We start from the raw sequence: 26871 nt of genomic DNA on the forward strand, positions 1-26871 counted from the left end.
TGTGCAGGGCGGAGTGCGGGTTAGTGGAAACGCCGCAATCGCCTGCCTTACGGTCCTATCATTCATGGATCGCCAATGAGACGCTGGAGGACTATTCGCTGCGCTATGCGGCGCGGTCGTTCCGGCGCTGGTCTCCGTTCGTCATCGCCAACACCGCGCTCGGCGGCATCTCATTTCTGGCTCTGGAGGCCATCGGCGGGGCGATCACGCTCAGCTACGGATTCGCCAATGCGTTTCCCGCCGTGCTCATCACCTGCCTGTTCGTCTTCGTGACGAACCTGCCCATCGCCTACTATTCGAGCCGCTACAACATCGACATGGATCTGCTCACGCGCGGGGCGGGGTTCGGCTATATCGGCTCCACCATCACGTCGCTGATCTATGCGACCTTCACCTTCATCTTTTTCGCGCTCGAAGGCGCGATCATGGCGCAGGCGCTAAAACTGTTTGCGGATGTGCCGCTGGTGCTGGGCTACATCATCTCCTCGCTCGTCATCATCCCCATCACCTTCATGGGCGTGACGATGATCAGCAAGTTGCAGATGGTCACCCAGCCAATCTGGATCGCCATGCTGCTCGCGCCCTTCATCTACATCGCGGTCGGCCATCCCGAAACGCTCGATCAGTGGATGGCCTTTGCCGGCAGCGAAACGGCGGATGGCGGTTTCGATGTGCTCGCCTTCGGCTCGGCCATCGGCGTTCTGTGCGCGCTTTCGATACAGATCGGCGAGCAGGTGGATTACCTGCGCTTTCTGCCCGACAAGACCCGCGAAAACCGCTGGCGCTGGTGGGCGGCGGTCATCTCCGCCGGCCCCGGCTGGATCGTGGTCGGCGGTTTCAAGATTCTCTGCGGCAGCTTGCTGGCCGTGCTTGCGGTCTCTGCGGGTCTCTCGCCATCGACGGCGCTTGAGCCGATCCACATGTACATCAAGGCCTATGAATATGTGAGCGACGACCCGCGCACCGTGCTGGCGCTGGCGGCGATCTTCGTTCTCATTTCACAGGTCAAGATCAACGTGACGAACGCCTATGCCGGCTCGCTCGCCTGGTCCAATTTCTTCTCACGCGTCACGCATTATCACCCCGGCCGCGTGGTCTGGCTGATCTTCAACATCCTGATCTCGCTGCTTTTGATGCTGCTTGGCATTTTCCAGACGCTGGAGCTGGTGCTGGCGGTCTACTCGGTCATCGCCGCCGCCTGGATCGGCTCCATCTTTGCCGATCTCGCTATCTTGAAGCCGATGGGCGTCAGCCCGCCCTTCACCGAGTTCAAGCGTGCCTATCTCTACGATTTCAATCCGGTTGGCTGTGGTTCGATGGCGTTTGCCTCGCTGTTCGCCATCATCTGCTTCATGGGCAGTTTCGGTGATCTGGCGGAAGCCTATGCCGCTCCCATCGCCTTCTTCACCGCGCTTTCAAGCGCAGTGCTGATCGGCGTGGCGACACGCGGCCGCTATTATCTTGCCCGCCCGCGCGTACCGCTTGCCGAGCCCGACAAGCCGGTGGTGCGCTGCGAAATCTGCGAGCTGGAATATGAGCGGCCGGACATGGTGCACTGCACCTTCTACCGGCGGCCGATCTGCTCGCTCTGCTGCAGTCTCGATTCCCACTGCCACGATGCCTGCAAGGCTCCCGACGCAAATCTGGAAGCGCCGCATTATCTGGGCCGCGCCCTGCGCAGCAAGATCGCGCCGCGCATGACGCAGCGTCTGCTCAAGGTGAGCGGCGTTCTCTTCTCGCTGGCGGTCATGACGGCGGCCGTGTTCCTGCTCACATACCGGTTGATAGAACCCACCGCGCTCCAGCCGCATGTGGAAAGCGGCGCGCTTCTCCTGCGGGTGTTTCTGGCGCTTTTGCCGCTGCTCGCCATCGGCGCGTGGTGGATCGTTCTTTCGCATGAAAGCCGCGAGCTCGCAGAACGCGATCTGGTGACATCGCTTGAAAAGCTTCGGCAGGCGCAGCAGGAACTCGCCTCCAATGAGCGTCTGGCGGCAATCGGTCAGATCACCGCCACGGTCAGCCATGAGCTGCGCAATCCGCTGGGCACGATGGTCACCTCCGCCGACATTCTGCGCCGCTCGCTCAAGAACGCGGATGAGCCCATCACCGGCGAATTGCAGCGCCTGCAGCGCAATGCCTGGCGCTGCGTGCGCATCATCGAGGATCTTCTGGACTTCTCGCGCAAGCACGCGCCCGTCATGTCGCCCGTCGCCATCGACCGCTGGGTCAAGCAGCAATTGAGCGAAGAGGATCAGGAGATCGCGCATCTCATCACGCCCAAGCTCGATGCCGGGTGTGATGTCCTTGCCGATGCCGAGCGTCTGCGGCAGGCCTTCTCCAATGTTCTGCAGAACGCGGCGCAGGCCTGCGAGGAGCGCGGGAAGCAAAGCGGTCAGATCATCATCTCCACGCAGCGCCTGCGCGACCGGGTCTACCTGTCGGTGTCCGACAATGGCGGCGGCATGTCTGCGGATGTCGCCGAGCGCGTGTTCGAGCCGCTCTTCAGCACCAAGGCGTTCGGCGTCGGGCTCGGCATGCCGCTCGTCAAGCGTATCATGGAGCAGCATGGCGGCGATGTGCTCATCGAAAGCCAGAAGGGTATCGGTACCACCGTGTCGCTCGTTCTGCCATGTGCGGGAGTGCGTAAAGCATGACCGATCGTGAACTCGACCTCCCCGCAGAAGTCATCGGCGAACATCCGTTGCGCGAGACCACGCCGGCGGAAGACCATTGCGTCCTGATCGTCGACGATGACGAGGATTTCGCCGCAAGCCTGTCGGGCCTCCTGAAACTCGAAGGCTACAGGATCGTGGTCGCCCATGATCCGCAGACGGCGCTCGCCTTCCTCGAAGAAGCGCGGATTGCGGTCGCCCTGGTCGATGTGCGGCTCGGCACCGGCAATGGCGTCGATCTCGTGCGCCAGATCCGCCAGCGTGAGCCGGACGTCGTGTGCGTGATGGTCACCGCCTACGCTTCCATCGACACGGCGGTGGAGGCGTTGCAGGCGGGCGCCTATGATTATCTCTGCAAGCCGTTTCACAGCGAAGACCTGCTTGCCACGCTGGCCCGCTGCTTCGAGCGCATCCGGCTTCTGGAAGAGAAGCGGCTGGCCGCCGAGCGGCTCGGGCAGAAGCAGCGCATGGAGGCGATGGGCCAGCTCACCAGCGGCATCGCGCATGACTTCAACAACATCCTCGCCGTCCTCCTGAGCAATCTGCGCTGGCTGGAGGAGCGGCTGGCCGATCAGCCGGAACTGGCCGAGCTGGTAACCGATGCGCTCGAGGCCACCAGGTCCGGTTCCGAACTCACCGACCGCCTGCTGCGCTTTGGCCGCCAGCGCGCGAAAGACATTGCCGTGGTGCAGCTTGGCGAGGCGCTTCCGCCCCTGATGCGGGTTCTGGGGCGTACGCTGGGGGACACGGTGTCCGTTTCGCTCAATGTCGCAGACGGGTTGAACAGCGTGCTCATTCCCGCCGGTCAGCTGGAGCCGAGCCTCGTCAATCTGGCGCTCAATGCGCGCGATGCGATGCCGGGCGGCGGGAGCCTGCATTTCGATGCGTCGAATGTGATCGTCCGCCCGGAGGATGCGCGCGTCGCTTCGGGGCTGTTACCGGGGCGCTATGTGCTCCTCTCGGTGCGCGATACCGGCCATGGCATGCCGGTGGCGGTGCGCCGCCGCGCGCTCCAGCCCATGTTCACCACCAAGCCGCCGGGGCAGGGCAGCGGTCTTGGCCTGTCGATGGTGGATGGTTTCGTGCGGCAGGCCGGTGGCCGTCTCGGCATTCTCAGCACGCCGGGCAAGGGCACCAGCGTCAATCTGTATTTGCCGGCGCATTATTCCTCGGATTGAGGCGCGAACATGTAACCGACACCGCGAATGGTCTTGATGAACTGGGTGTCGCGGGCATTGTCGCGCAGCTTGCGACGGATCTTTCCGATCATCACGTCGATGCTGCGGTCATAGGGATTCCAGTTGCGGTTGGCGACGATGTCGAGGATCTGCTCGCGCGAGAGAACGCGCCCGCGCCGCTCCACCAGCGCCGCCAGAAGCTGGAATTCCTGGCTTGTCAGACGCACCGACTCCCCTCGTGGCGAGGAAAGCTGATGCCGTGCGGGATCAAGTTGCCAGCCGGCAAAGCACATGATCGGCGAGCGGCTTTTCTCCTGCGGTTCCGGCATGCTGATGCGCTTGGCGAAGCGGCGCATGACGGTGCGGATGCGGGCCAGAAGCTCGCGCGGTTCGAACGGCTTGGTCACGTAATCGTCGGCCCCCAGCTCCAGGCAGACCACCTTGTCGATCGTGTTGTTCTTACCTGAAAGCATGATCAGCGGCAGGTCGTGCTGGGCGCGCAGGCCGCGGGCCAGTGAGACACCGTCTTCGCCGACCGGGAAGGTCAGATCGAGAATGACGAGATCGAAGTCCTCATCCGCCATTGCGCGGCGCATGGAGCGACCGTCCTCGGCGCTTGTCACGGCATAGCCTTCGCTCGTGAGGAAACGCTGAAGAAAGCGCCGAAGACGCTGATCATCATCGACAACAAGTACGCGATGTTTTTCGTCCGTGATCCCCATGGCTCATACGATAGTCGCAAACGGTTGCATCGGTCGAGAAGGGAGTTTGCTCCGGCCTTTTGGAAAATGCGCCTTTTGTATCCGGCCAAAGGTAACCGGGGCGGGCACGGCGCTGGTGGCTCTGGGCGCGCCTATGGCAAGCAACTGAAATGCCGTGCTTATTTCCGGCTGTTCAAGCGCAAACGAATTCTCAGGAATGTCCCCTGCCGGTTACAAAAAATTACAAACCCGGCGTTCTCCAGAGCCAATCGGCTTACAGTCCAGACCTAATCTTCTCCGGCACGGTTTCGTCCGGCCGCATCTTGTTGCCGGGCGCAAAAATGACGGGGGGCTCGACACTGGAACCTCCGACTGGCCGTTCAAGAGGAGGAGACCTATGCCTAAAACAGTGTTTTCAGTCGATCTCAACAAGGCGCCTGAGGATCAAGCGATCAAGACTCACAATCGCTGGCATCCCGATATTCCGATGGTTGAGACCTTCAAGCGCGGTGAAGTGTTCCGCGTCGAGTGCTATGACTGGACCGGTGGTCAGATCGGCAACAATGACAGCGCCAACGACGTGCGCGATGTCGACCTGACCCGCGTTCACTATCTGAGCGGTCCGTTCGGTTTCGAGGGCGCAGAGCCAGGAGATCTGCTGGTCGTCGACATTCTCGATATCGGCGCAATGCCTGAATCCGAATGGGGCTTCAACGGCCTGTTCGCCAAGGAAAATGGCGGCGGCTTCCTGACGGAGCACTATCCGAACGCAACCAAGTCGTGCTGGGACTTCCAGGGCATTTACACGACCTCGCGCCACATTCCGGGCGTGCGCTATCCGGGCATCATTCACCCGGGCCTGATCGGCTGTCTGCCCGATCATGCGCTTCTGGCCGAAGCGAACCGCCGTGAGGAAGAGCTGGTTTCGACCGATCCGAACCGGGTGCCGCCGCTGGCCGCACTGCCTTATTCCGACACGGCGCTCATGGGCCAGATGTCGGGTGATGCAGCACGCAAGGCGGCGGAAGAAGCATGGCGCACCGTGCCGCCGCGCGAACATGGCGGCAATTGCGACATCAAGAACCTGTCGCGTGGCTCGAAGGTCTATTTCCCTGTCTATGTGAAGGGTGGCGGTCTCTCGATGGGCGACATCCACTTCTCGCAGGGCGATGGCGAAATCACCTTCTGCGGCGCCATCGAAATGGCCGGCTGGATCGACATCAGCGTCGATGTCATCAAGGGCGGCATGGCGAAATACGGTGTCGTCAACCCGATCTTCAAGCCGAGCCCGATCGATCCGCATTTCGATGATTACCTGATCTTCGAAGGCATCTCGGTCGATGAGCACACGGGCGAACAGTATTATCTGGACGCGCATGTGGCCTATCGCCGGGCCTGTCTCAACGCGATCGAGTATCTGAAGAAGTTCGGTTACACGGGCGAGCAGGCATACAGTATCCTCGGCACAGCGCCTGTGGAGGGCCGAATAGCCGGCATTGTGGACATACCGAATGTGTGCGCCACGCTGGCCATTCCGACAGCGATCTTCGATTTCGACATCAATCCAAACTCGACCGGGCCGACCAAACAGGTCTCCGGCGTGGATGTCGCGCGAACAAGCTGACGCCTGATCGGGCATATTCAATGAAACAAACGGGACAGCCGGGGTGGGACCCGGCTGAACCCGCCTTTCGGGAGGAAGAGCTGCCATGCTGCTCGGGTTTGCCTTGCTTTACGTCGGCGCCGTCCTGTTTCTCAACGGGCTGTGGCTGATGGGAAAGATCGACGACAGGGAGATTGTCGTCATCAATGTGGTGTCCGGCTTCGTCACGCTCTGCGTCGCGCTTGCTTCGGCATTCGGCGCTGCGGCGGATGCTGCGTCGATCAAGTCTGCGGCGCTGACGCTGCTGTTCACCACCACCTATCTCTGGGTCGCCTACAACCGCATGGTCGCGGTCGATGGCCGCGGGCTTGGCTGGTTCAGCCTGTTCGTGGCGATCACCGTCGTGCCCATCGCGATTGAAGGACTGGCCGGCGCGCAGACCTTCACCGACACCTGGCTCGGCCTCAACTGGGCCATCTGGGCGGTGCTCTGGTTCATGTATTTCCTGCTGCTTGCCTTGAAGCGTCCGATCCTGCAGGCCACTGCGGTTGTCACGCTCCTCACGGGCATCATCACCGGCTGGCTGCCGGGGTTCCTGCTGCTTCAGGGAATGCTCTGAGCTTTTTCGTGCGGCGGCGTCAGGCCGCCGCACCATGCGACACAGAATTTTCGGAGACCAACATGCCGCTTTACAATTATGTTTGCGAAGATTGCGGACCTTTCGACGAGTGGACGTCCATGGCTGATGCAGGCAATGCATGCGCCTGCCCGAGCTGCCAGACGCCAAGCAGCCGCGATGTGGCCGCACCGAGCCTCAGCCTGATGAACGGCACACTCCGGCGCGCGCTGGCGCGCTCGGAAATGAGCGGCAGTGAGCCGCGTGTGGTCAAGAAGGAGCATCTGGCCGGGTGCGGCTGCGCGCTCTGCAAGGTCGGCAAAAAAGGCCCACCCTCGCCATGCAAGAAATGGATGATCGGCCATTGCTGATCCGGCCATACGGTCTTTCGAGGCTGGCGGATGCCATAGGGTCACAATCCTGCCTCCGCCAGTCTGAGAGCCGCTGTCCCCAAAAATGCGCACGAAAGCGATGATGTCGTGAGGCGCCTGAGTGAGCCGTGAGAAACCCGTACGGTCTACTCTCGATCAGCATTGGAGGCGAGGGTGCCGGGCAGGGATCGCAGCTCTTTGCCGGTGCGGTTGTGGCCGCTACACTCACCATGAAGGCTGTCCTGACCGGCGCGCTGACGGACGCCATTGAGGGCGTAGGCCTTCTCCTTTCCACTGGACAGGAGAGCGCCGACACGGCCACAGTGCTCGCCATGGTGCCGCTCCTCTGGAGCTTTTATGAACTGTTCGAAGCGCTGCGCCGTCGCATGGAGGCGCGCTTCGCGGAAGGGTGAGAGATGTCTGTGAACGGCCGTGTCTTCCTGTGCGTTCTGGATTCGGTGGGCATAGGCGGGGCACCGGATGCCGAGCGGTTCGGCGATGCCGGTGCCAACACGGTTCTTCACATCGCCGAAGCCTGTGCTGCGGGCAGGGCGGAGGAGGGGCGTTCCGGCCCGCTTCATCTTCCCAATCTTTCAGCCCTTGGTCTTGGTGCGGCACTCGAGCTCGCCTGCGGCCAGTCCGCGCCGGGGCTAACGGGGCCTGAGGCCGGAGCGTCCTGGGCGGCCCTTCAGGAAGAAAGCGCCGGCAAGGACACCCAGACCGGACACTGGGAGTTGGCGGGCCTCCCGCTCTCGAGAGACTGGCATTATTTCCCCCATGAGGTTCCGGCCTTTCCGGAAGAGGCGATGGCGCGGCTGCGACGTGCGGGCGGGCTGGAGCGCACACTTTTCAACGCGCATGGCTCGGGCTCGGACGTGCTTGAGCGCTTTGGCGCGGAGCACATGGAGACCGGCGCGCCAATCGTCTACACCTCGGCTGACAGCGTGGTGCAGATCGCCGCGCATGAGGAGACATTTGGTCTCGAACGGCTTCTGCAACTCTGTGAGGCAGCGGCCGAAATCTTCCATCCCATGAATGTCGGGCGCATCATCGCACGGCCTTTCGTGGGGGATGCGGAAAGCGGCTTTACCCGCACCGCCAACCGGCGCGATTTCGCCATCGCACCGCCCGGAGAAACAATCTGCGACCGTGTGGTGGCCGCCGGCCGCACCGTCCATGCCGTGGGCAAGATCGGCGACATCTTCGCAGGCAAGGGCATTTCCCGCGTGCTGAAGGGGCCGAGCGACGATGCGCTGTTCGACCGGCTTCTGGAGACCGTCGAAAGTGCCGCCGATGGCGATCTCGTCTTTGCCAATTTCGTCGAGTTCGACAGCCATTACGGTCATCGCCGCGATGTGGCGGGATATGCGCGGGCGCTGGAGTGGTTTGATCGCCGTCTGGCCGGGCTTCTGCCGAAGCTGCGCCCCGGCGATCTGCTCATGCTGACCGCCGATCACGGCAACGACCCGACCTGGACGGGCACGGATCACACGCGCGAGCGCGTTCCGCTGCTTCTGGCCGGAGACAGGATGCCATGGCGCGGGAGCGCCGGCATTCTGCCGTTCAGGCAGGTGGCGCAACTCGTGGCAGACCACCTGCTGAAGGGTGAGGCCTGACGTTTGGGTCGAAGTGAAGGAGCGCTTCGGCAACGCGACATTTATCCGGGCAGACATTTCTTAGAAGAAGTGCATCCGACACAGGCGGAAACCGCAGTTCGGAGGAGAAGCAGGTGGAAGGTATTCGTTTCGAGAACACCCGGTTCGATCCAGATTTGATAGCGTTTCATGGTATCGCTCAGCAGATGGCCCGGTCTGTGGGAGACGCTGCGGATTTGAGCATCGAGAAAAAACTCGCGCAGGTGCAGGTTCCGGTTCTGGATGTTTGACGCTTTTGGACAGGCTGACATCCCGAGCGTGCCAAGCCGGGATTAGGGGCCTGACCCTAAGACAGCGCGCCCAGTTTGGGGTTGGCTCTCTGTGCCAGTCAGGGAGAACGGCCAGGCCTTCTTTCCGACGCGCAGCAGGAGCGGCTGTGGTTCCTGCTCGGCCGGCCCCGCGACGTCACCTCGACACCGGAAAAAATATGCACAACTTCCCACCCACGCACTTATAAACCCGCTAGCCGGCTGGCAGGAGAGCGGACCCAAGGCGACCTATACAGCTCTCGCCGTGATCTCCCGGATATTCTAGAAATCCTTTTCTTTCAATCGGTTGCGATATCTGGATCGCGTCAGAATTTCTGGCTGTGATCTTGTCCGGCGCCTCCGCCATCGTGTGCGGAATTTGCGCGCGGATCCGACGAACCCGTGAAGGGAGCGGACGAGAACGGATTTACAATCGTGATCCTATTGCTATGATGTCAGACCAATTTGGATGGTGACATGGCAGGCATCAGAGACACCTCGATCATAACCGCATTGCCGGCGCAGGACCGGGTTCGCCAGGTCACCGATGCTGTTGCCGCCTATATCGAGCGGGCCGAACTGAAGGTCGGGGACCGTCTCCCGGCAGAGCGGGAGCTCATGTCTGCGCTGGGGGTCGGGCGGTCGACGATCCGCGAGGTCATCAGGCGCTTCGAGGCGCTCGGCGTGATCGAGACACGGCGGGGAAGCGGGAGTTATCTCCTGAAGCCGGTGGCGGCCGGCACCGTTCACATGCCGCTTTCTCTGAACACCGCGCGCCAGCGCGACGCCCTCTTGCAGACGCTCGAAGTGCGACGCGGCATCGAGGCCGAGGCCAGCGTGGTGGCCGCACGCCGGCGCACCGCAGCCGATCTCGCCAATATCGAGGAAAAGCTCGACGAGATGGAGCGCGTGCATCTGGCAGAAGGCACGTCCGGGCCGGAGGACCTAGCGTTTCACCTTGCCATCTACGATGCGACCCATAACCCGCTCTTCCGCCAGCTTCTGGAACAGATGCGCGAGGCCTTCGAGCGGTTCTGGGATCACCCGTTCGACCGCGAGGATTTCGCCCGGCGCTCGTTTCCATTCCACCGCGAGCTGTTCGACGCGATTGTCGACCAGGACACCGCCATGGCGCGCGAGAAAACACTACGCATCCTCGAAGTGGTCGAGGAAGATATCAGGGAAATGTCCAGATGAGCGCCAGTTTGCACCCCGATGACATGGCTTCGCTGATCGTCGCGCATGACGAGGCGAATGCCTTCGATGCCGTCGTGCCTCCCATCGTGCAAACCTCGCTCTTCACCTTCTCCAGCTATGACGAGATGCTCCAGACCTATCGCGGCGAGAAGGTGCGACCTGTTTATACCCGTGGGCTCAATCCGACCGTTCGCATGTTCGAGGAGATGCTGGCGAAGCTCGAGGGTGGCGAGGACGCCATCGGGTTTGCAAGCGGCATGGCGGCCATTTCCTCCACGGTTTTGAGCTTCGTGAAGCCAGGCGACCGCATCGTTGCCGTGCGCCATCTCTATCCCGATACGTTTCGGCTGTTCGGCACGCTGCTTGAACGCATGCGCGTCGAGGTGACCTATGTGGACGGTCGTGACGAGACGGCGGTGGCGAAGGCCCTGCCGGGTGCGCGCCTTTTCTATATGGAAAGCCCGACGAGCTGGATCATGGAAACACATGATGTGAAAGCGCTGGCGGCGCTCGCCAGGGCGCAGGGTGTAGTGAGCGTGATCGACAACAGCTGGTCGAGCCCCGTTTTCCAGCAGCCGCTCACTCTGGGCGTGGACCTCGTGGTTCACTCCGCCTCCAAATATCTGGGCGGACACAGCGATGTGGTGGCGGGTGTGGTTGCCGGCTCCAGAGCGATGATCGAGCGCATTCGCGGTGAAACCTATGCCTATCTCGGTGGAAAGCTTTCGCCATTCGATGCGTGGCTGCTCATCCGCGGCATGCGCACGCTCCCGACGCGCATGCGGGCGCACGAGGAAGCAGGGCTGGAGATCGCGCGGCGGCTTGCGGCAAGCCCGGTCGTGAAGACCGTGCGCCACCCGGGACTGGCCAATGCGCTGCCGCCGGGTCTGAAGGGAACATCGGGGCTGTTTTCCTTCACCTTCCGCGAAGGGATCGACATCCGTGCTTTCGCCGACGGGCTTCGGCTCTTCAAGCTCGGCGTGAGCTGGGGTGGGCATGAGAGCCTCGTGGTGCCGGCGGAGATTGTCTTGCAGCAGAAGGCACAGCCCAATTCGGCAAGAGCGTTCGGCATCGATCCGCGATCTGTGAGGCTGCATGTGGGCCTTGAGGGAACCGAGGCTCTTTGGCGCGATCTGGAAGGAGCGATCAACGCGGCTTCCGGATCATGAAGCAGAGTGGGGCATTGGCCGAATGTGGAGGCATCGGCCGCGTGCTCAATGGGAGAGAGCAATGAAACAAGAAAAGGGGAATCCGATGAAAAAGTTACTGCTGGCGGCCAGTTTCGCCACACTGATGACGGGAACAGCCCTGGCCGACACGACGCTGAAGCTGGTGGAGGTCATCACCAGTCCGGCGCGCACCGAGACGCTGAAATCCATTGTCGGCAAGTTCGAAGAGGCCAATCCGGGCACGAAGGTCGAAATCATATCGCTGCCATGGGGCGAGGCGTTCCAGAAGTTCGCCACCATGGTTTCGGCGGGTGAAATTCCCGACGTGATGGAGATGCCCGACACCTGGCTCTCGCTTTACGCCAACAACGGCATGCTGGAGAGCCTCGAGCCCTATCTGGAAAACTGGGAGCACACGGAGAGCCTGTCTTCGCGGGCGCTCGAACTCGGGCGCGATATCGACGACACGGCATATATGCTGCCCTACGGCTTTTATCTGCGGGCCATGTTCTACAACAAGAAGCTGCTCGAAGAGGCAGGTGTTGCCGAACCGCCGAAGACCATGGCCGAGTTCCGCACCGCTTCGGAAAAGATATCCGAACTGCCGGGCAAATACGGGTATTGTCTGCGCGGCGGTTCAGGTGGTCTGAACGGCTGGATGATGTTCGGGGCGATCATGTCCGGCTCGGATGTCTTCTTCAACGAAGACGGCACATCCACCGCCAACAGCGAGGGCTGGGTCGACGGGTTCACCTGGCTGATCGACATCTACAAGGACGGTCTTGCGCCCAAGGACAGCGTCAACTGGGGTTTTAACGAGATCGTCGCCGGCTTCTACTCCGGCACCTGCGCTTTCCTTGACCAGGACCCGGATGCGCTCATCGCGATCTCGGAGCGCATGAGTGCGGACGATTTCGGCGTGACGACCATGCCGAAGGGACCATCTGGCAAGACCTTCCCGACCATCGGCTATGCCGGCTGGTCGATGATGGCGGCAAGTGAGAACAAGGGCCTCGCCTGGAAACTCATCTCCGCGCTGGAAGGGCCGGAGGGCAACAATGAGTGGAACAAGCGCACCGGCGCGCTTCCCGTGCACACTTCGGCGGAGAAGGATCCCTTCTATGCGAGTGCGCAGTTCAAGGGCTGGTTCGAGCAGCTGGAAGACCCGGAGGCGATTCCGATCTCCATGCCGACCTATCTTGAGGAATTCGCCTTCTTCAAGGATTCGCTGGCGATCAAGACCACTCAGGAAGCGTTGCTCGGCGATATCACGCCGGAAGAGCTCGCCGACCAGTGGGCGGACTATCTGACCAAGGCGCAGCAGAAGTTTCTCGCCAAGCAGTAGCTCCTGCGGTGGACCTGCGGCCGGGGATGAATTCTCCCCATGCCCGGTCGTCTTCACCGGCACCCTCGCGCCCCGGCGCGAGGGTGTGACCGCGACCCGTTCATCCGGAACCCGCCGATGACCCACACCAGTTCGACGGATATGAGAGTTCAGCCGAAGCGCCCCCTCCTGCAGCGGCTTGCGGGCGCCTGCGAGCCCTATCTCTACAGCGCCCCGTCGCTTGTTTTGATCGCCACGGTGATGCTGGTGCCGCTGGCGCTGGGCCTATCCTACGCGTTTCGTGACGTACAGATTCTCAACCCGTTTTCAGGCGGCTTCATCGGTCTCGACCATTTCCGCGCGCTTTCGCAGGATCAGGCGTTCTATCGCGCCCTGCGTAACACGCTGTGGTGGACCGGCGCGTCGGTCTTTCTGCAGTTCTTTTTTGGCCTGATCCTGGCGCTGCTTCTGGACAAGCCGTTTCGCGGCCGGGGTATCGCGCAGGCGCTGGTGTTTCTGCCCTGGGCGGTGCCCACCTTCCTGACCGGTCTCAACTGGGCCTGGCTCTTCAATCCCGTGATCGGGCCGCTGCCGCACTGGCTCTTTGCGCTCGGGCTTCTGGATGAGCCGGGCAACATTCTTTCCGATCCGCAGCTGGCCATGTGGGGGCCCATCGTCGCCAATGTGTGGTGGGGCATCCCGTTTTTTGCGATTACGCTGCTTGCGGCGCTTCAGGCAATTCCGCGGGACCTTTATGAGGCCGCGGCCATCGACGGGGCGGGGCCTTTCCAGCGTTTCCGCTCGATCACGCTGCCTTTCCTCGCGCCGACGATCGCCATCACCGTGCTTCTGAGGACGGTCTGGATATCCAATTTCGCCGATCTGATCATTGTCATGACCAATGGCGGACCGGCCGACCGCACGCAGATCGTGGCGAGCTACATCTTCACACAGGCCTTCAAGCGCCTCGACTTCGGCTATGCCTCGGCGATCTCGATGGTGCTTCTGGTGCTGCTGCTCGTCTATTCGATGCTGATCGTGCTGCTGCGGCAGACCATGTTGAACAAGGACTGACGGCATGACGGCAAAATCCATGGTTCTCACTGTCGCGCACCGGCTTGCCATTCTGGCCTATATCGTCTTTGCGCTCTTTCCGCTGTTCTGGCTCCTGAAGGTGTCGCTGACGCCCAACGATCTTCTCTATTCGGAAGGCGTGCGGATGTGGCCCTCCCGGGTCAGCTTCGATCATTTCCGCTTCGTCGTCGCGCACAGCGATTTTCCGATCTTCTTCCGCAACAGCCTGATCGTGGCCGGCTCCACCGCAATCGTGGTGACGATCCTCGCCTCGCTTTCCGGCTATGCGCTCTCGCGCTTCGCCTTCAGGGCAAAATACTGGATCGTCGCCCTGATGCTGCTCACACAGATGTTTCCGCTGGTGATGCTCGTGGCACCGATCTTCAAGATGCTCTCCCCGCTGGGTCTGACCAACAGTCTGACCGGACTGGTGATCGTCTATTCGGCCTTCAACGTGCCCTTTGCCACCTTTCTCATGCAGTCCTTCTTCGACGGGATCCCGAAAGATCTGGAGGAGGCTGCCAAGATCGACGGGGCAACACAGTTCACGGCATTCCGGCAGATCATCCTGCCGCTGACACTGCCGGGCATCGCCGCGACCATCGGCTTCGTCTTCACCGCCGCCTGGAGCGAGCTTCTGTTCGCGCTGATGCTGATCTCCGGCAATGATGCGGCGACGTTCCCTGTCGGGCTTCTTTCGTTCGTGTCGAAGTTCTCGGTCGATTTCGGGCAGATGATGGCCGCGGGCGTGCTGGCGCTCATCCCGGCCTGCGTCTTCTTCTTCCTCATCCAGCGGTATCTGGTGCAGGGGCTCACCGCCGGCGCGGTCAAAGGTTGAAAAGGAAACGTCATGGCTTCCATCGACATTCAGGATATCCGCAAGTCCTATGGCGCCGTGCAGGTTCTGCATGGCGTCGACCTGAACATCAGCGATGGTGAGTTCATCGTTCTCGTTGGACCTTCGGGATGCGGAAAATCCACGCTGCTGCGCATGATTGCCGGGCTGGAGGAGGTCACCGGCGGCGATATCGCGATCGCGGGCAAGCGGGTCAACGACCTGGCGCCCAAGGATCGCGACATTGCCATGGTGTTCCAGTCCTATGCGCTCTATCCGCACATGAGCGTGGCGGAAAACATGAGCTATAGCCTGCGGCTACGCAAAACGCCGCGCGAGCGCATCCAGTCTGCCGTGTCGGCAGCGGCGTCGAAACTGGGGCTCGACCCGCTGCTGGAGCGGCGCCCCAAAGCACTTTCGGGCGGTCAGCGTCAGCGTGTCGCCATGGGGCGGGCGATCGTTCGCCAGCCCAAGGCGTTTCTGTTCGACGAGCCCCTGTCCAATCTCGATGCGCGGCTGCGCGAACAGATGCGCGCGGAGATCAAAAAGCTGCATGGCGACCTTGGCGCGACCTCCATCTATGTTACCCACGACCAGATCGAGGCCATGACGCTGGCCGACCGTATCGTCGCCATGCACGGCGGGGTGGTGCAGCAGGTGGGCAGCCCGCTCGACCTTTATGACCGGCCCGCAAACCTCTTCGTGGCCGGGTTCATCGGTTCGCCGGGGATGAATTTTCTTTCTGCGCATTATGTTCCGGGCGAGAACGGAGCGTCGGTGCGCCTGGGGGATGGCACGTTGATCGCGCTCGCGCAGAAGTATGCGCTTGCGGCCGATGAGCCGGTTACGGTGGGAATTCGTCCCGAGCACGTGGAACTTTCCGATGCAGACGGAACAGGTGTGGATGCCGGCGTGGAACTGATCGAGCCGACCGGTTTCGGCACGATCCTGCATCTCATGCATCATGGATTGCCATTCAAGGTGTTCACTGTCGACCGCACGCATTTGAACGCGGGGCCGACGGTAAAGGTCTCTTTTCCGCCCGGGCATCTTCATCTCTTTGACGGTGAAGGCGACAGGGTTACTTCGTAGGCCGGCTACGGCCAACAGGCACGAAACAGGTGAAATATGACCGGGGATAATACCCCGGGCTCGGCGCATGCTGCACGAGTGGCAGAGAAAACCACGGCTTCACAATGAAGCCGGCGGCCATGAGGCCTTCAGACGGATTTGGACAGCAACCCAGCCAGAACGTCGCGCCCGATTTCCCGGCCGCGCTCCAGTGCTCCGGCCACACCGTTGCGGTTCCTGACCGAGCGTGTCTGCTCCACTTTCGAAATCCCGGTCAGCGTTTCAATGTGAACGCGGAAGCCCACGATTCTCGGCATCATGCGGGCGATGTCCGCTTCAGAAATCCTGTCGAGCCGCCAAGTGCCGCCGATGCGGCGCTCGGACAGGCGAACGATGTCTTCCATCAGGGAGCGCATATCCGCACCGCCCACCGGCTCTATTTCCCCGCGCAGATGCACCGCCTGATATATCCAGGTCGGCACGTCCTCGTCTTCCACATACCACTCCGGCGACACATAGGCTGACGGGCCGTTGAACACCGCCAGCATCGGCCCTGGTTCCATGACGTCTTCGGCCTGCGGGTTGATCCGCGCGATATGGCCGATAACGGTGCTGCAATCGTCTGCGTCGCTTTCGAAGAAAAGCGGCGTTTGTGTTGCGTCCATCGTGCCACGGCGGGAGGTCATGATCGTTGCGAGCGGATAGGCCCGCACAAGGTCGCGTGTCTCCGCGTCACCCGCGCGATAGAGAGGCGGTACATAGGGTCGCTGGATTTTCCCTGTCATTGCCATTCCTTCTGGGCCACTGCACCGCGCAGTGCAACGTAGTGGCCGGGCGCTGCCTCTGTGAGGTGATAAGGGACATCTGCGACAGCCGCATCGTAATAGGGGAGCTTGTCCATAGTGGCACCGCAAACGTGGTCGCTAGATGCCAGCCGCACCCCGTCCTGCGCCCGTTCCAGCCGTGGTGAAGCCGACAGCAGCTGCCGTGTGTAAGGATGGCGCGGCAGATCGAAGAGCGCGGCGGTTTCGGCCTGTTCCATGATGCGCCCCTTGTTGAGCACGTAGAGGCGCGCGCAAAGCTGTTCGACGATATGGAGGTCGTGGCTGATGAAAAGGCACGCGAAGCCGAACTCGCTCTGCAGCTGTTTGAAGAGCGCCAGTATCTGCGCCTGGATCGTGACGTCGAGCGCCGAGACGGGTTCGTCCGCGATGACGAGGTCAGGCTTGCTGATAAGGGCCCGGGCGATGGCGACACGTTGGCGTTGGCCGCCCGAAAGCGCGTGCGGAAAGCGCTGCGCCATCTCACGCGGCAGCCCCACCGCCTCCAGCATCTCCTCGGCTTTTGCGCGTTTGGCCGCCTCGGACATGGTCCTGTCCTGCCGCAGGCCCTCGCGCACGATGCGCCCGATCCGCATGCGCGGATTGAGGGAGGAATAGGGGTCCTGAAACACGAAGCGGATGCGGCGGCGAAGCCGGCGCTCCAGCGCCGGCGGGCAGTCATCCATGTCCTGCCCGTCAAAGACAATCCGGCCCCCGGCCTTGGAGACCAGCTTGCCGACCGCACGGCCTATGGTGCTTTTCCCGCTGCCGCTCTCGCCCACTAGGCCCACGAACTCGCCGGGTTGCACCGTCAGGGACACGTCGCGCACCGCATGGGTCGTCGTGTCTGCCATAAGGCCGAAGAAGCGCTTTTCCCGGAACTCCACCCGCAGCCCCTCGACGGCAAGCAGGGGAGGGCCTTCCTCACCTTTGACCGGACTGGGCTCCCCAAGCTGTGTGGCGGCAAGAAGTCTGCGGGTATAATCGTGTTCAGGGCGCGCGAGCACGGATTGCGTGGTGCCCGCCTCGACGAGAATACCCTTTTCCATGACCGCGATCCGGGCGGCATAGGCCGCCACGACCGCCAGATCGTGCGAGATCAGTATGACCGCCGTGCCATTGGCGCGGGCGACCTCGGCCATGATGTCGAGAACCTCCTTCTGCACGACGGCATCAAGCGCCGTGGTCGGCTCATCTGCGATCAGCAGCGCCGGTTTCAGCATCATCACCGAGGCGATCATGATCCGCTGCCGCATGCCGCCGGAGAACTCGTGCGGATAGCGCTTCAGAAGTCCCTCCGGGTTTCGCAGCTTCACCTGCCGCAGCATCTCCAGTGCGCGTTCGCGGATCTGCGCCTCGGACAGGTCCGTATGCTCTCTCATCGCCTCATACATCTGCTCACCGATCCGCATGCTCGGATTGAGCGAGGAGAGGGGCTCCTGAAAAATCAGCCCGACCTGCCTGCCACGCATCAGCCGCAGCTCTTCCTGCGATCCGCAAGACGTCACCTCCTGGTTCTGGAACAGAATGCGCCCGCGCGTCACTTCTCCTCCGCCCGGCAAAAGCCCCATGATCGCCCGCCCGAGCATGCTCTTGCCGCTGCCGCTCTCGCCGACCAGCCCCATGATCTCTCCGGGGGCGAGTTGAAAGCTTACGCCCTTCACCACCGGCCGCGCGCCGAAGGAGATTTCCAGATCATCGACTGAAAGAACGGGCGTGTGTTCTGTGCTTCCTGTCATGTCAGATAACCTCCTTCGAGGTGGTGGACTTCGGATCCAGCTCGTCACGCAGGGCGTCGCCGAGGAAATTCACGCCAAGGAGCGCAACCGAGATGCAGAGCCCAGGCAAAAGCCCCAGCATCGGGTAGCGCATCAGATGCGCCTTAGCTTCCGCGAGAATATTGCCCCAGCTTGGTTCGGGCGGCGGCACGCCAAGGCCAAGGAAACTCAGGGCGCTTTCTGCCAGAAGCACCCAGCCAAACATCATCGTGGTCAGCACGATGAGCGGCGCAATGCAGTTGGGAAGCACATGCACCAGAAGCGTATAGAAGCGCGAGTTTCCCATAGTCGTCGAAGCCTCGACGAATTCCGACTGGCTGACGGAGAGGACGGAGCCGCGCACCACGCGGGTTACCGCAGGCAGATAGGCCACCGAAAGCGCGAGAATGACACCGTAGCGGTTCGCACCGATGATCGCCATCAGCCCAAGCGCGATAAGCAATCCCGGAAAGGCCATCAGCGCATCCAGAACGACGATCAGCACCCGGTCGAACCAACCGCGAAAATAGCCAGCTGCCGCACCGAGCAGCGTTCCCAGAAGCACCGGAATCAACAGGGTGGAAAGACCGATCGAAACGGAAACCCATGCGCCACGCATGAGGCGCGACAGGATATCCCGGCCAAACATGTCAGTGCCCAGCGGATGCGAAAGGGAGCTTCCCGCAAAGCGGTTCAGCAGGTCGGACTTGAGTGGGTCATGGGGCGTATAGACGCTGCCCAGCAATGCCACACCCAGAACGAGGCTGACGAGAATGACGCCGGCCAGTCCGTTGGCCTTGCCCAGAATACGGTTCGCGAAACTCATGAAAGACGCACCCTTGGGTCGAAGAAGGAATAGGCGATGTCGACAAGGAGATTGGTCAGCACATAGACCGCGGCGATGAACAGGAGTGCGCCCTGCAGCACCGGATAGTCTCGGGCGTAGATGGAATCGACCAGAAGCTTGCCGAGGCCGGGCAGTGTGAATACCGTTTCGGTCACTGCCGCACCGGCCAGCAGTCCCGCAAGCATCACGCCCACCATGGTCAGTGTCGGCGCAAAAGCGTTCGGAAAGACATGGCGCCACAGGACCTTGCGCTCCGGCAGGCCCTTGGCCCGCGCATGCGTGATGTAATCCCGGCCCATGATCTCGAGGCTTCCAGCCCGCATCATGCGGGTAAGAACCGCTATCTCCGAAAGGGCCAGCGATGTGACCGGCAGAATGAGATAGAGCATGCCCCGGCCGAGATCGTCGCTGATCGAAACGAAGCCGACGGTCGGTAGCCAGCCCAGTATCGCCCCGAAGAGGACAAGAAGCATCAGCCCGACCCAGAAGCTCGGCATCGAGAGTTTGAGGATGGTCAGGAAGACGATGGCGTAGTCCGTGCGGCTGTTATGGCGGTGCGCAGCCAGAAGCCCGGCGGGGATCGACACCAGAAGAGCCGATCCCATGGCCAGGAGCACGACCGTCGCCGTCACGCCGAAGCGCTGCCACAGGAGGCTGCCCACCTCCTGCCCGGTCATGATGGAGGTTCCCAGATTGCCGGAGAAAACCTCGCGCAGCCAGACAACGAACTGCACCGGCATTGGCTGGTCGAGCCCCAACTGGCTGCGCATCTGCTCCAGCGTCGCCTCGTCGTCGATATTGCCGCCCAGCATCATCAATGCCGGGTCTCCGGGCAGCGCCCGTACCAGCGCGAAGATGATCACCGCCACGATCACGAAAGTGGGTATGGACATCAGCACGCGCTTGAGCACGAAGATGGGCATGGTCGCCTCCCTGGCCTGCCGTCAGTCTTTCACCCTGAGCATCCAGCCGCGCAGCAGCCCCGCGCCCCAGTTTTCAAACCCGTCGATCTTGCTCGACATGCCGGTGAAAAGGGTGCGGTGCCCAAGGCCGATTGCGGGAACTTCCTCAATGAAGGCTTCGTGCAGTCTGTCGATAATCGCCTGCAGTTCTTCCGGATCGCCCCTGCGCAGGGATTCGTTCATCATCGCCACCGCTTCCGGATTCTTCCATGCCTTGCGGTCGGCGTCCCCGGTGAACATCTCGAAGCTCAGCCCGGCATGCAGGCGCGGCGAGAAGGTGAAACTCTGCATCTGGTAGCCGGAGCCGTTGCGATAGGCTTCGAGCTGACTGCCCCATTCGACCACTTCGAGCCTGGCATTGATGCCCGCATCCATCATCATCGCCTGTGCCATCAGGGCCCGTTCGTAATAGGCACCATTGCGGCGGGTTGCGAGGATGGTGATCTCTTCTCCGTTGTAACCGGCTTCTTCGAGCAGCGCCTTGGCCTTCTCCACGTCATAGGTCAGATATTTCGCCTGCACGTCGGTGTAGTTGGCCGACATCGGCGGCACCGGCGATGGCGAGGCCTTGCCGAAACCCTCGGTGATGGCCGCCATGATACGCTGCGGGTCGATCGCATGCGCCATGGCGCGGCGGATGCGGACATCCGACAGAACCGGATCGTCGGAGTTGAGGAGATATGTGTCCCAGACGGCCGACTCCGCAGCGTCAACGCTGAAGTTCGGCTGATCCTTGAGTTCGGCCGCAGTCATGGCGTCGATATCGACCAGATCGAGATCCCCGGCGAGCAGCGCCGTCTTCGACACCGCGCCTTCGCCCACAATCTCCCAGCGCAGCACGTCGACCGTAGGGTTCTTGCCGCCGCCATAGCCATCGGGCGCCCCGCCCCGGCTGGAATAGTCCTCGAAGCGGTTCAGCTCGACATAGCGCCCCGGAGCGTGGTCTCCCATCATGTAGGGGCCGGTGCCGATCGGCTTGTTCCAGCTGCCGTCGGTGTTAACGGAATCGGGGTGCAGCACCGCCATCGAACCGCAGTCGAAACGTGCCATCGTCGCCAGAAACACCGCATAGGGTTCGGCAAGCGTAATGACGAAAGTGTCGTCGCCCTGTGCCTTGGCGGACGTCACCTCGATGTTGTTCTCGCCATTGAAGAAGTTCTTGCAGTGGGATTCTGAAGCCTCTCCTGCGAGCCGGTTCCAGGACCATTCCACATCGCTGGCGGTCATTTCTTCGCCATTGTGAAACTTCACGCCCTTGCGGAGCTTGAATGTGTAGGTGCGTCCGTCCTCGGAAATCTCATAGCTCTCGGCCAGCATGGGGATGATGCTGAAATCGCTTGCATAGGTTACGAGCCCTTCGATCATGTGACCGTGCACTTCATCGGTGTTGCCGTCGCGCGTCACACCCGGATTGGTGCCGCGAATGTCGGCGTTGAGCGATGTCCTCACCATGCTGTCGGCCATGGCCGGCGCGACGCCGCCGAGGCCGACTGCTGCCGCAAGCGCAATTGAACGGAAGTTTGTCGTTCTCTGTCTCATATGCTGTTCCCTCTTGTTTTCATTATGATTTTTATTGTCAGTGGAGCTGATAGCGCACCGTTTCGTCGGACGTGTAGGGCAACTGGCGCACACGCATTTCCCCGGCGCCGGCGTCCATCAGGATCATCGCCACGGTGGCGGAGAGATAGGCGTTGGTCTCGCCTTCATTGCCCTCCGGCGTGCGGATGATGCCGCGCGGCGAACCGAAGCGGTCGTCAAGCGCGCGGCTCAGGCTGTCGAGATCGTGCCTGTGCCCATCTTTCTCGATGAGCTGGCGCAGGCGCCTGTCCCGGAAAAGCGTGTCGGCACCACGGGCAATGCCCCTGTCGCGCTCCCGTATCCGCGCCTGAGGCGTGACGAAATGATTGGAGTGAGTCAGACACGCTCCGTCCGGCGCCTGCCAGTAAATTTCGTCCGGAGTGGTTTCGAAGTTCAGACAGTCGCCGCTGCGAGCGCAACTGATCGTCATGTTGTTGGAAACCGTGCGCGGCAGGCGATAAAGCTCGGTCAGGGCCTGGGAATAGCCGCCTGCCTCCAGAACACGCCGCCGGATGACGGAGAGGGGAATCCCATAAGGGCGGGTTCCATCCTGCGCGCTGACCAGATTGTTTCCTGTTATGGCCACGCCCTGATCGTTGAAACCGGCGCGCGCGAGGCCTCCGGCTTCGACATAGGTGAGAATGTCCGGGTGCCGGTCTGAACGGATTTTCAGAACAACCGTGCTTTCGGCGCATTCCGGCAGCCAGTCCCAGTTCTGAACGTGCAGAAGGCGACCGTTTTCGGAAAGACCGGGGAGCACGACGGCAGCCGTGCATCCGTCATCGAGCGAAGCGGTGTCCTTGGGGGCCTGCGCATGAAGGTTGATGATTTCGCTCCGGCCATTGATGACCAGAACTTCCTCAAGCTTCACCCCCGCGCCCTCGGCAATGCCGCGCAGTTCTTCAACCGCGTCGGGAACCTGAAGGGCCAGCGCCTCGCGCAAGCGTGCGGAATAGCCGAGCACACTGTCCCAGCCGAGTTCGTGCTGCCGGAACAGATCCTGATAGACGGCGAGCCCGTGGCGCAATTGCACATCGGCCTGCCGCCCGTAGGAAAGGCCGCGCTCGAAGGCTGGCCCTTCAATCTCGACGAGCTTGGGAGCGGCCACCATCAGCGCGCTCCCGGAGCGGGCAGTCGCTCCCGCAACACGCCGGTAAAGAAGCTCTCGACATAGGGAAAAACGCCCATCATGTCGTGCGTGACACCGGGCACCGTGTCATGCCAGACATCCACGCCGCGCGCCTCCAGGCTTTCGCGCAGGGCGTGCAGGCGGTGGTTGCGGTTGCGGCCTGCGCTGTTCGCGCCGGGAATGAATTTGGGTGAATTCTCCGGAAAGGTGATTTCCCATTCCTCGGTATCCAGCGCCCCGACCGACATGTGCACCCTGACATCTTTCAGGGCCGTGAAGTCGATGCCGCGCCCGAACACCTCCCGGAAATTGCGAACACCCGGCCACCAGTCCATCGTTTCATCGAGCAGCGTCACCGATCCAGGGGCGCCAATCGAGACGGCCTTGAGCCGCTCGGGATGCAGATAAAGGAAGCGATGCGTGAAGTGCCCTCCGCCGGAAAAGCCGAAGAGCATGAATTTCTCGAACCTGCGATTGATAAGTTCGCCCGCCTGCTCGACCATGGCCAGCAGAACCTCATCATAGCGAATGTCGCCCTCGATCATGTATTTGTAGCCGCCGGCTTCCATGTCGCCCCGCACGCCAACGGGAAACAGCGGCGCAAGAATCACGCAGTTGTTGAAACGGCCGAAGCCCGAAAACGCACCGCGATAAAGCGACTGCAGCCGCATGGTCCCGTGCACGGAGACCAGCAGGTCGAGCGTGCGTTCCGGCTCGCTCCAGGCACTTTCAGGAATGTAGAGCATGAACGAAAACCGCGGGTCCTGCCGGCAGGCGATGATCGTCGTCTCACCAGTCAAATACAATGCGCGGGCCCGCTCCTGCGGACTGTCCTGCACGCGTGGCAGCATGGGGAAAGCCTCCTGAACTCATTCGGAGGGGACGTTAACTGCGGGATTTTTTGGTGTCAAAATAATTTTATAAATTGGCGCCAATTTTGAAGATGATATTGCTTCGGTGTTTTTTCCCGATTATGTTCGCCACGAAAGAAACGTGGGGCCTGGCTGGACGATGGCGCGAAAACAAGATCCAAATGGCGAGAAGACCCGGCCTGACGAAATTTCCCAGCGCATCATGGCGGACATCAATGCTGGCGTCCTGCGCAGGGGAGAATGGCTGAAGCAGATTGATCTCGAGCGCCGCTACGACTGCACGCGGATCAAGGTGCGCGATGCGCTGGCCTATCTGCATTCCAAGCGGTTGGTGGAGCACATTCCCAACCGAGGCTATCGTGTGCCCGAGCCGGACGCCGTCCGCGAAAGTGAGATCGGCGAGGTTCGCGCCCTGCTCGAAGCCCATGCGGCCGCCGATGTGATCGATCAGGCGACCGATGGCGATGTCGCCCGTCTGCGCGAGCTCGCCGAGGCCTTTCGCGAGGCCGCATTCAATGGCACCTCGTTTTCGCAGATCGAGGCTAACTATGCGTTTCACGCGGTTCTCTATGGTTTCTGCCGCAACGCCGTTTTGCGCGAACTGATGCTGGACATGCGTCAGCAGGGGCCTGCCGCTCCCGTGGGGCAATGGCAGACGCTTGCCCAGTTGCAGCGCGCGACACAGGACCATTTCGACATAGTCGATGCGATCGAGCAGAGGGATCTGAATTTGCTGCGCCGCCGCATCATGGCCCATATCGCCGGTGAGCGGCGGCAGGAAGAGAAAACCGATGACGCTTGATCCGGCACTCCGGCGTATGCTCGACCGCTCCCAGGCGGCGGGCGGACCTCCGCTCCAGGACATGGCGGTGGAAGATGCGCGCTCGGCCATGCGCGCCATGTTCCGCAACAATGGCTATCCGATCCGCCACGAGGTCGAAGCGGTTCATATCGCAGCATCAGACTGCCGGGGCACGTTCGATGTCCACCTCTACCGACCCGAAGGGACAGAGGGGCCGCAACCGGCCATCGTCTATTTTCACGGCGGCGGCTTCGTGCTCGGCGATGCGGAAACCTACGATATGCATTCGCGCGCTCTGGCGCATCTCACGCAGGCCGTGGTGGTCTTCGTCGGCTACCGCCTGGCGCCGGAACATCCGTTCCCGGCCGCAGTGGAAGACGCGGCAGATGCGATGGAGTGGCTGGCGGAGCGCGCTGAAACCCTCGGTCTCGATCCGGACAGGTTCGTTTTGATGGGAGAAAGCGCCGGCGGCAATCTTGCGGTCAACGCGGCTCTCCATGCGCACCGCACCAATTGCCTTTCCCTTCGCAGCCTCGCACTGATCTATCCCGTCACCGATATGCGTCCTTTCACCGGCGTGGATCCGATCTACCCCTCCGTCGAGACCTATGCGAAAGGCATGAACCTGGATGCGGACGAGATGCGGTGGTTCTGTGAGACCTACCTGAAGGCGCCAGATGAAGGCGTGTTGCCGGAGAACACGCTCTTTTTCCAGCCGGATCTGCATCTGCTGCCGCCTACGCGAATTTACAACGCTGAATGCGACCCCTTGCGCGATATGGGCCTCGCCTTCGCGACACGCCTCATTGAAGCCGGCGTGGAGGCTCAGGCGGAATGCCTTCCGGGCATGCTGCACAGCTTCATGTGCCACGGTGGAATATCTTCCCGTGCGTTGAGGCATTTCTTTTGCATAGTGGAAGATATTTCAGCCTCGCTGGCGCGATCCGGCGCCCACCACGACAGGTTCCGCCACACACTCACAAGCCCGCTCGACGCCGGTCCCCGGGTGAGCTGAATGCCGGCGACTATGCTGTTCGCGCTGCGAATTGCATGGTCTCTCTCGAAGCCGATGCCTTCAAGCGCTTTGCGAAGAGCCTCCATCCATCTGGCGAAGTAGATTTTGACTACGCTCGCAAAACGGTCGCGTGTTTCTTCCAGCGGATCGGCGCCTGCCGGCGGCTGTGGAACCCGCAATGCAGCCATGGCGGCAATTGCCCCCCCCACTGCAATCGCTGGTATGCCCGCATCCTGGCCGGCGCTATCACGAGAGCCTCGGGAACCTCGTTCCGGCTGACGTCTACTTCGGACGCGGCCAGACCATCTTACAGGCAAGAGAAAGGATCAAACGCGACACCATAAACCAACGGCGCTTGCTGCATCGCAAGGCCGCCGCTTGAAATGAAAGCCTTGATGAGCCGGAGCCTCCACTAAATCAGGCCGCCGAACTGTTCAAAACATCTGACGACGGACAATTCGGCATATATCGATGCGTCACGCATCATAGACGATGCGCATGCCTGTGTTGCTTGCACCGCTATCTGCAGCGACCCCCGACCGGGCTGAAATGCGATAGCGATCGCAATAGCTCTCATGGCAGAGAAAACTGCCCCCCTTCATGACTTTCTCATTGGCCTGGGCCGCCAGCGCGTTGCGGGCCTTGGCGGCGCGGGAGAGAGAACGGACGTGAAATGCATCGGCAACCCATTCCCAGACGTTTCCGGCCATGTCGAACAGGCCGATTGAGTTGGGCGAATAGCTGCCAACGGGCGTAGTCCCGCGATAGGGGGGCTTGCGCGCACTCCCATAGGGGAAGCGACCAACGAAGATGTTGCAGGGCGGTGCATCAGGCGAAGGCGGTTCATCGCCCCACACAAACACGGGGTCGGTGAGGGTGCCGCGTGCCGCCGTCTCCCACTCGGCCTCCGTTGGCAGTCTGCCTCCGGCCCATGCGGCAAAAGCCCGGGCGTCGTCCCATGCGATATGAACGACGGGATGATCCGCCCGGTCTGCGACACTGCTGCCGGGCCCTTCAGGCTGAAACCAGGCAGCGCCGTCGCCGCGCCCCCACCATGGTGTCGCTGTTGCAGAGGGCTTCACGCTTTCAGGATTTGCAAGAAAGGGGCGAAAGACCGGGCCCCAGCCAAATCTCTCGGCAAGACTCACATAGCCGGTCTCACGCACGAAGGCGGCGAAGCGAGCGTTCGTCACCGGCACGGTTTCGATGCGATAAGGCGACAACCGCATCTGCCGCCGTGGACCCTCACCGTCCTCTGGGAGCTTCGGCCTGTCTCGTCCGACATGGCTGCGCCCGCCGGCAATGACCACTGTCTCCGGTCTGGAACCATCCGCGATGTCGAGAGCAGCCGCAGGCAACGGCGTCGCCGAGCCT

Annotated in this window: 25 protein-coding genes and 1 pseudogene; 17 read left to right on the forward strand and 9 right to left on the reverse strand. The window is 61.8% G+C overall.

Going from position 1 to position 26871, the window contains the following annotated elements:
* Positions 1 to 23: 23 nt before the first annotated feature.
* The gene (locus KUG85_RS07265; protein WP_223004705.1) at positions 24 to 2654 is read left to right on the forward strand and encodes an ATP-binding protein; all 2631 of its coding nucleotides are present in this window, start codon (positions 24 to 26) and stop codon (positions 2652 to 2654) included.
* Positions 2651 to 3850, forward strand: coding sequence for a sensor histidine kinase (locus KUG85_RS07270; protein ID WP_083213040.1), 1200 nt, complete (start codon positions 2651 to 2653; stop codon positions 3848 to 3850). Before KUG85_RS07265 ends, KUG85_RS07270 begins: the two co-directional genes overlap by 4 nt.
* On the opposite strand, the gene KUG85_RS07275 is transcribed toward KUG85_RS07270, so the two are convergent.
* Positions 3835 to 4572, reverse strand: a complete 738-nt coding sequence (locus KUG85_RS07275; protein ID WP_206546876.1) for a response regulator — start codon at positions 4570 to 4572, stop codon at positions 3835 to 3837. The two genes, KUG85_RS07270 and KUG85_RS07275, sit on opposite strands and share 16 nt — an antisense overlap.
* A gap of 376 nt (positions 4573 to 4948) precedes the next feature.
* On the opposite strand from KUG85_RS07275, the gene fmdA reads away from it, so the two are divergent.
* The 12 genes from fmdA (at position 4949) to KUG85_RS07335 (ending at position 15735) form a co-directional block, all read left to right on the forward strand.
* Entirely contained in the window at positions 4949 to 6175 is a 1227-nt protein-coding gene (gene fmdA, locus KUG85_RS07280) for a formamidase (protein ID WP_007007629.1), read from the forward strand.
* Between the two features lie 85 nt (positions 6176 to 6260).
* Positions 6261 to 6773, forward strand: a complete 513-nt coding sequence (locus tag KUG85_RS07285; protein WP_223004706.1) for an AmiS/UreI family transporter — start codon at positions 6261 to 6263, stop codon at positions 6771 to 6773.
* 62 nt (positions 6774 to 6835) lie between these two features.
* On the forward strand, positions 6836 to 7141 hold the full coding sequence (locus tag KUG85_RS07290) for an FmdB family zinc ribbon protein (RefSeq protein WP_223004707.1): 306 nt from the start codon (positions 6836 to 6838) through the stop codon (positions 7139 to 7141).
* Positions 7142 to 7269: 128 nt separating this feature from the next.
* Positions 7270 to 7554, forward strand: coding sequence for a hypothetical protein (locus tag KUG85_RS07295; protein WP_065817188.1), 285 nt, complete (start codon positions 7270 to 7272; stop codon positions 7552 to 7554).
* A gap of 3 nt (positions 7555 to 7557) precedes the next feature.
* The gene (locus KUG85_RS07300; RefSeq protein WP_223004708.1) at positions 7558 to 8757 is read left to right on the forward strand and encodes a phosphopentomutase; all 1200 of its coding nucleotides are present in this window, start codon (positions 7558 to 7560) and stop codon (positions 8755 to 8757) included.
* 113 nt (positions 8758 to 8870) lie between these two features.
* Positions 8871 to 9026 carry a hypothetical protein gene (locus tag KUG85_RS07305; RefSeq protein WP_223004709.1) on the forward strand — a complete coding sequence of 52 codons (156 nt, stop codon included), beginning with the start codon at positions 8871 to 8873 and terminating at the stop codon, positions 9024 to 9026.
* Between the two features lie 495 nt (positions 9027 to 9521).
* The gene (locus tag KUG85_RS07310) at positions 9522 to 10241 is read left to right on the forward strand and encodes a FadR/GntR family transcriptional regulator (RefSeq protein ID WP_065817419.1); all 720 of its coding nucleotides are present in this window, start codon (positions 9522 to 9524) and stop codon (positions 10239 to 10241) included.
* On the forward strand, positions 10238 to 11410 hold the full coding sequence (locus KUG85_RS07315) for a PLP-dependent transferase (protein ID WP_223004710.1): 1173 nt from the start codon (positions 10238 to 10240) through the stop codon (positions 11408 to 11410). Before KUG85_RS07310 ends, KUG85_RS07315 begins: the two co-directional genes overlap by 4 nt.
* An 85-nt stretch (positions 11411 to 11495) precedes the next feature.
* Positions 11496 to 12755, forward strand: coding sequence for an ABC transporter substrate-binding protein (locus KUG85_RS07320; RefSeq protein ID WP_223004711.1), 1260 nt, complete (start codon positions 11496 to 11498; stop codon positions 12753 to 12755).
* A gap of 117 nt (positions 12756 to 12872) precedes the next feature.
* On the forward strand, positions 12873 to 13808 hold the full coding sequence (locus KUG85_RS07325; RefSeq protein ID WP_223004712.1) for a carbohydrate ABC transporter permease: 936 nt from the start codon (positions 12873 to 12875) through the stop codon (positions 13806 to 13808).
* Positions 13809 to 13812: 4 nt separating this feature from the next.
* Positions 13813 to 14646 (forward strand): carbohydrate ABC transporter permease, encoded by an 834-nt coding sequence (locus tag KUG85_RS07330; protein WP_025029913.1) that lies wholly within the window; start codon positions 13813 to 13815, stop codon positions 14644 to 14646.
* Positions 14647 to 14658: 12 nt separating this feature from the next.
* Positions 14659 to 15735, forward strand: coding sequence for an ABC transporter ATP-binding protein (locus KUG85_RS07335; protein ID WP_223004713.1), 1077 nt, complete (start codon positions 14659 to 14661; stop codon positions 15733 to 15735).
* Positions 15736 to 15863: 128 nt separating this feature from the next.
* Here the strand turns inward: KUG85_RS07335 and KUG85_RS07340 are convergent, their stop codons facing one another.
* Genes KUG85_RS07340 through KUG85_RS07370 form a run of 7 tightly spaced genes read right to left on the reverse strand, consistent with a single transcriptional unit; the run spans position 15864 to position 23659 of the window.
* Positions 15864 to 16499, reverse strand: coding sequence for an FMN-binding negative transcriptional regulator (locus KUG85_RS07340; protein WP_223004714.1), 636 nt, complete (start codon positions 16497 to 16499; stop codon positions 15864 to 15866).
* A complete protein-coding gene (locus tag KUG85_RS07345; RefSeq protein WP_223004715.1) occupies positions 16496 to 18274 on the reverse strand; it encodes a dipeptide ABC transporter ATP-binding protein in 1779 nt (592 codons plus the stop codon). The genes KUG85_RS07340 and KUG85_RS07345 overlap by 4 nt, the downstream gene beginning before the upstream one ends.
* A 1-nt stretch (position 18275) precedes the next feature.
* A complete protein-coding gene (locus KUG85_RS07350; protein ID WP_223004716.1) occupies positions 18276 to 19118 on the reverse strand; it encodes an ABC transporter permease in 843 nt (280 codons plus the stop codon).
* A complete protein-coding gene (locus tag KUG85_RS07355) occupies positions 19115 to 20062 on the reverse strand; it encodes an ABC transporter permease (RefSeq protein ID WP_223004717.1) in 948 nt (315 codons plus the stop codon). The genes KUG85_RS07350 and KUG85_RS07355 overlap by 4 nt, the downstream gene beginning before the upstream one ends.
* 21 nt (positions 20063 to 20083) lie before the next feature.
* The gene (locus KUG85_RS07360) at positions 20084 to 21640 is read right to left on the reverse strand and encodes an ABC transporter substrate-binding protein (protein WP_223004718.1); all 1557 of its coding nucleotides are present in this window, start codon (positions 21638 to 21640) and stop codon (positions 20084 to 20086) included.
* A gap of 37 nt (positions 21641 to 21677) precedes the next feature.
* Positions 21678 to 22790 (reverse strand): C45 family autoproteolytic acyltransferase/hydolase, encoded by a 1113-nt coding sequence (locus tag KUG85_RS07365; protein ID WP_223004719.1) that lies wholly within the window; start codon positions 22788 to 22790, stop codon positions 21678 to 21680.
* Positions 22790 to 23659, reverse strand: a complete 870-nt coding sequence (locus KUG85_RS07370; RefSeq protein WP_223004720.1) for an alpha/beta hydrolase — start codon at positions 23657 to 23659, stop codon at positions 22790 to 22792. Before KUG85_RS07370 ends, KUG85_RS07365 begins: the two co-directional genes overlap by 1 nt.
* A 160-nt stretch (positions 23660 to 23819) precedes the next feature.
* Between KUG85_RS07370 and KUG85_RS07375 the strand changes: the two genes are divergently transcribed.
* The 3 genes and pseudogenes from KUG85_RS07375 to KUG85_RS07385 form a co-directional block, all read left to right on the forward strand.
* Positions 23820 to 24482 (forward strand): GntR family transcriptional regulator, encoded by a 663-nt coding sequence (locus KUG85_RS07375; RefSeq protein WP_007007601.1) that lies wholly within the window; start codon positions 23820 to 23822, stop codon positions 24480 to 24482.
* Positions 24472 to 25497, forward strand: a complete 1026-nt coding sequence (locus KUG85_RS07380) for an alpha/beta hydrolase (RefSeq protein ID WP_223004721.1) — start codon at positions 24472 to 24474, stop codon at positions 25495 to 25497. The genes KUG85_RS07375 and KUG85_RS07380 overlap by 11 nt, the downstream gene beginning before the upstream one ends.
* Before the next feature lie 241 nt (positions 25498 to 25738).
* Positions 25739 to 25879: pseudogene (locus KUG85_RS07385) on the forward strand (IS3 family transposase); the annotation flags it as partial.
* Positions 25880 to 25973: 94 nt separating this feature from the next.
* Here the strand turns inward: KUG85_RS07385 and KUG85_RS07390 are convergent.
* Entirely contained in the window at positions 25974 to 26855 is an 882-nt protein-coding gene (locus KUG85_RS07390) for a formylglycine-generating enzyme family protein (protein WP_255606291.1), read from the reverse strand.
* Between the last annotated feature and the right edge of the window lie 16 nt (positions 26856 to 26871).

The sequence above is a fragment of the Nitratireductor rhodophyticola genome, assembly GCF_019891355.1.
Classification (GTDB): Bacteria; Pseudomonadota; Alphaproteobacteria; order Rhizobiales; family Rhizobiaceae; genus Nitratireductor; species Nitratireductor rhodophyticola.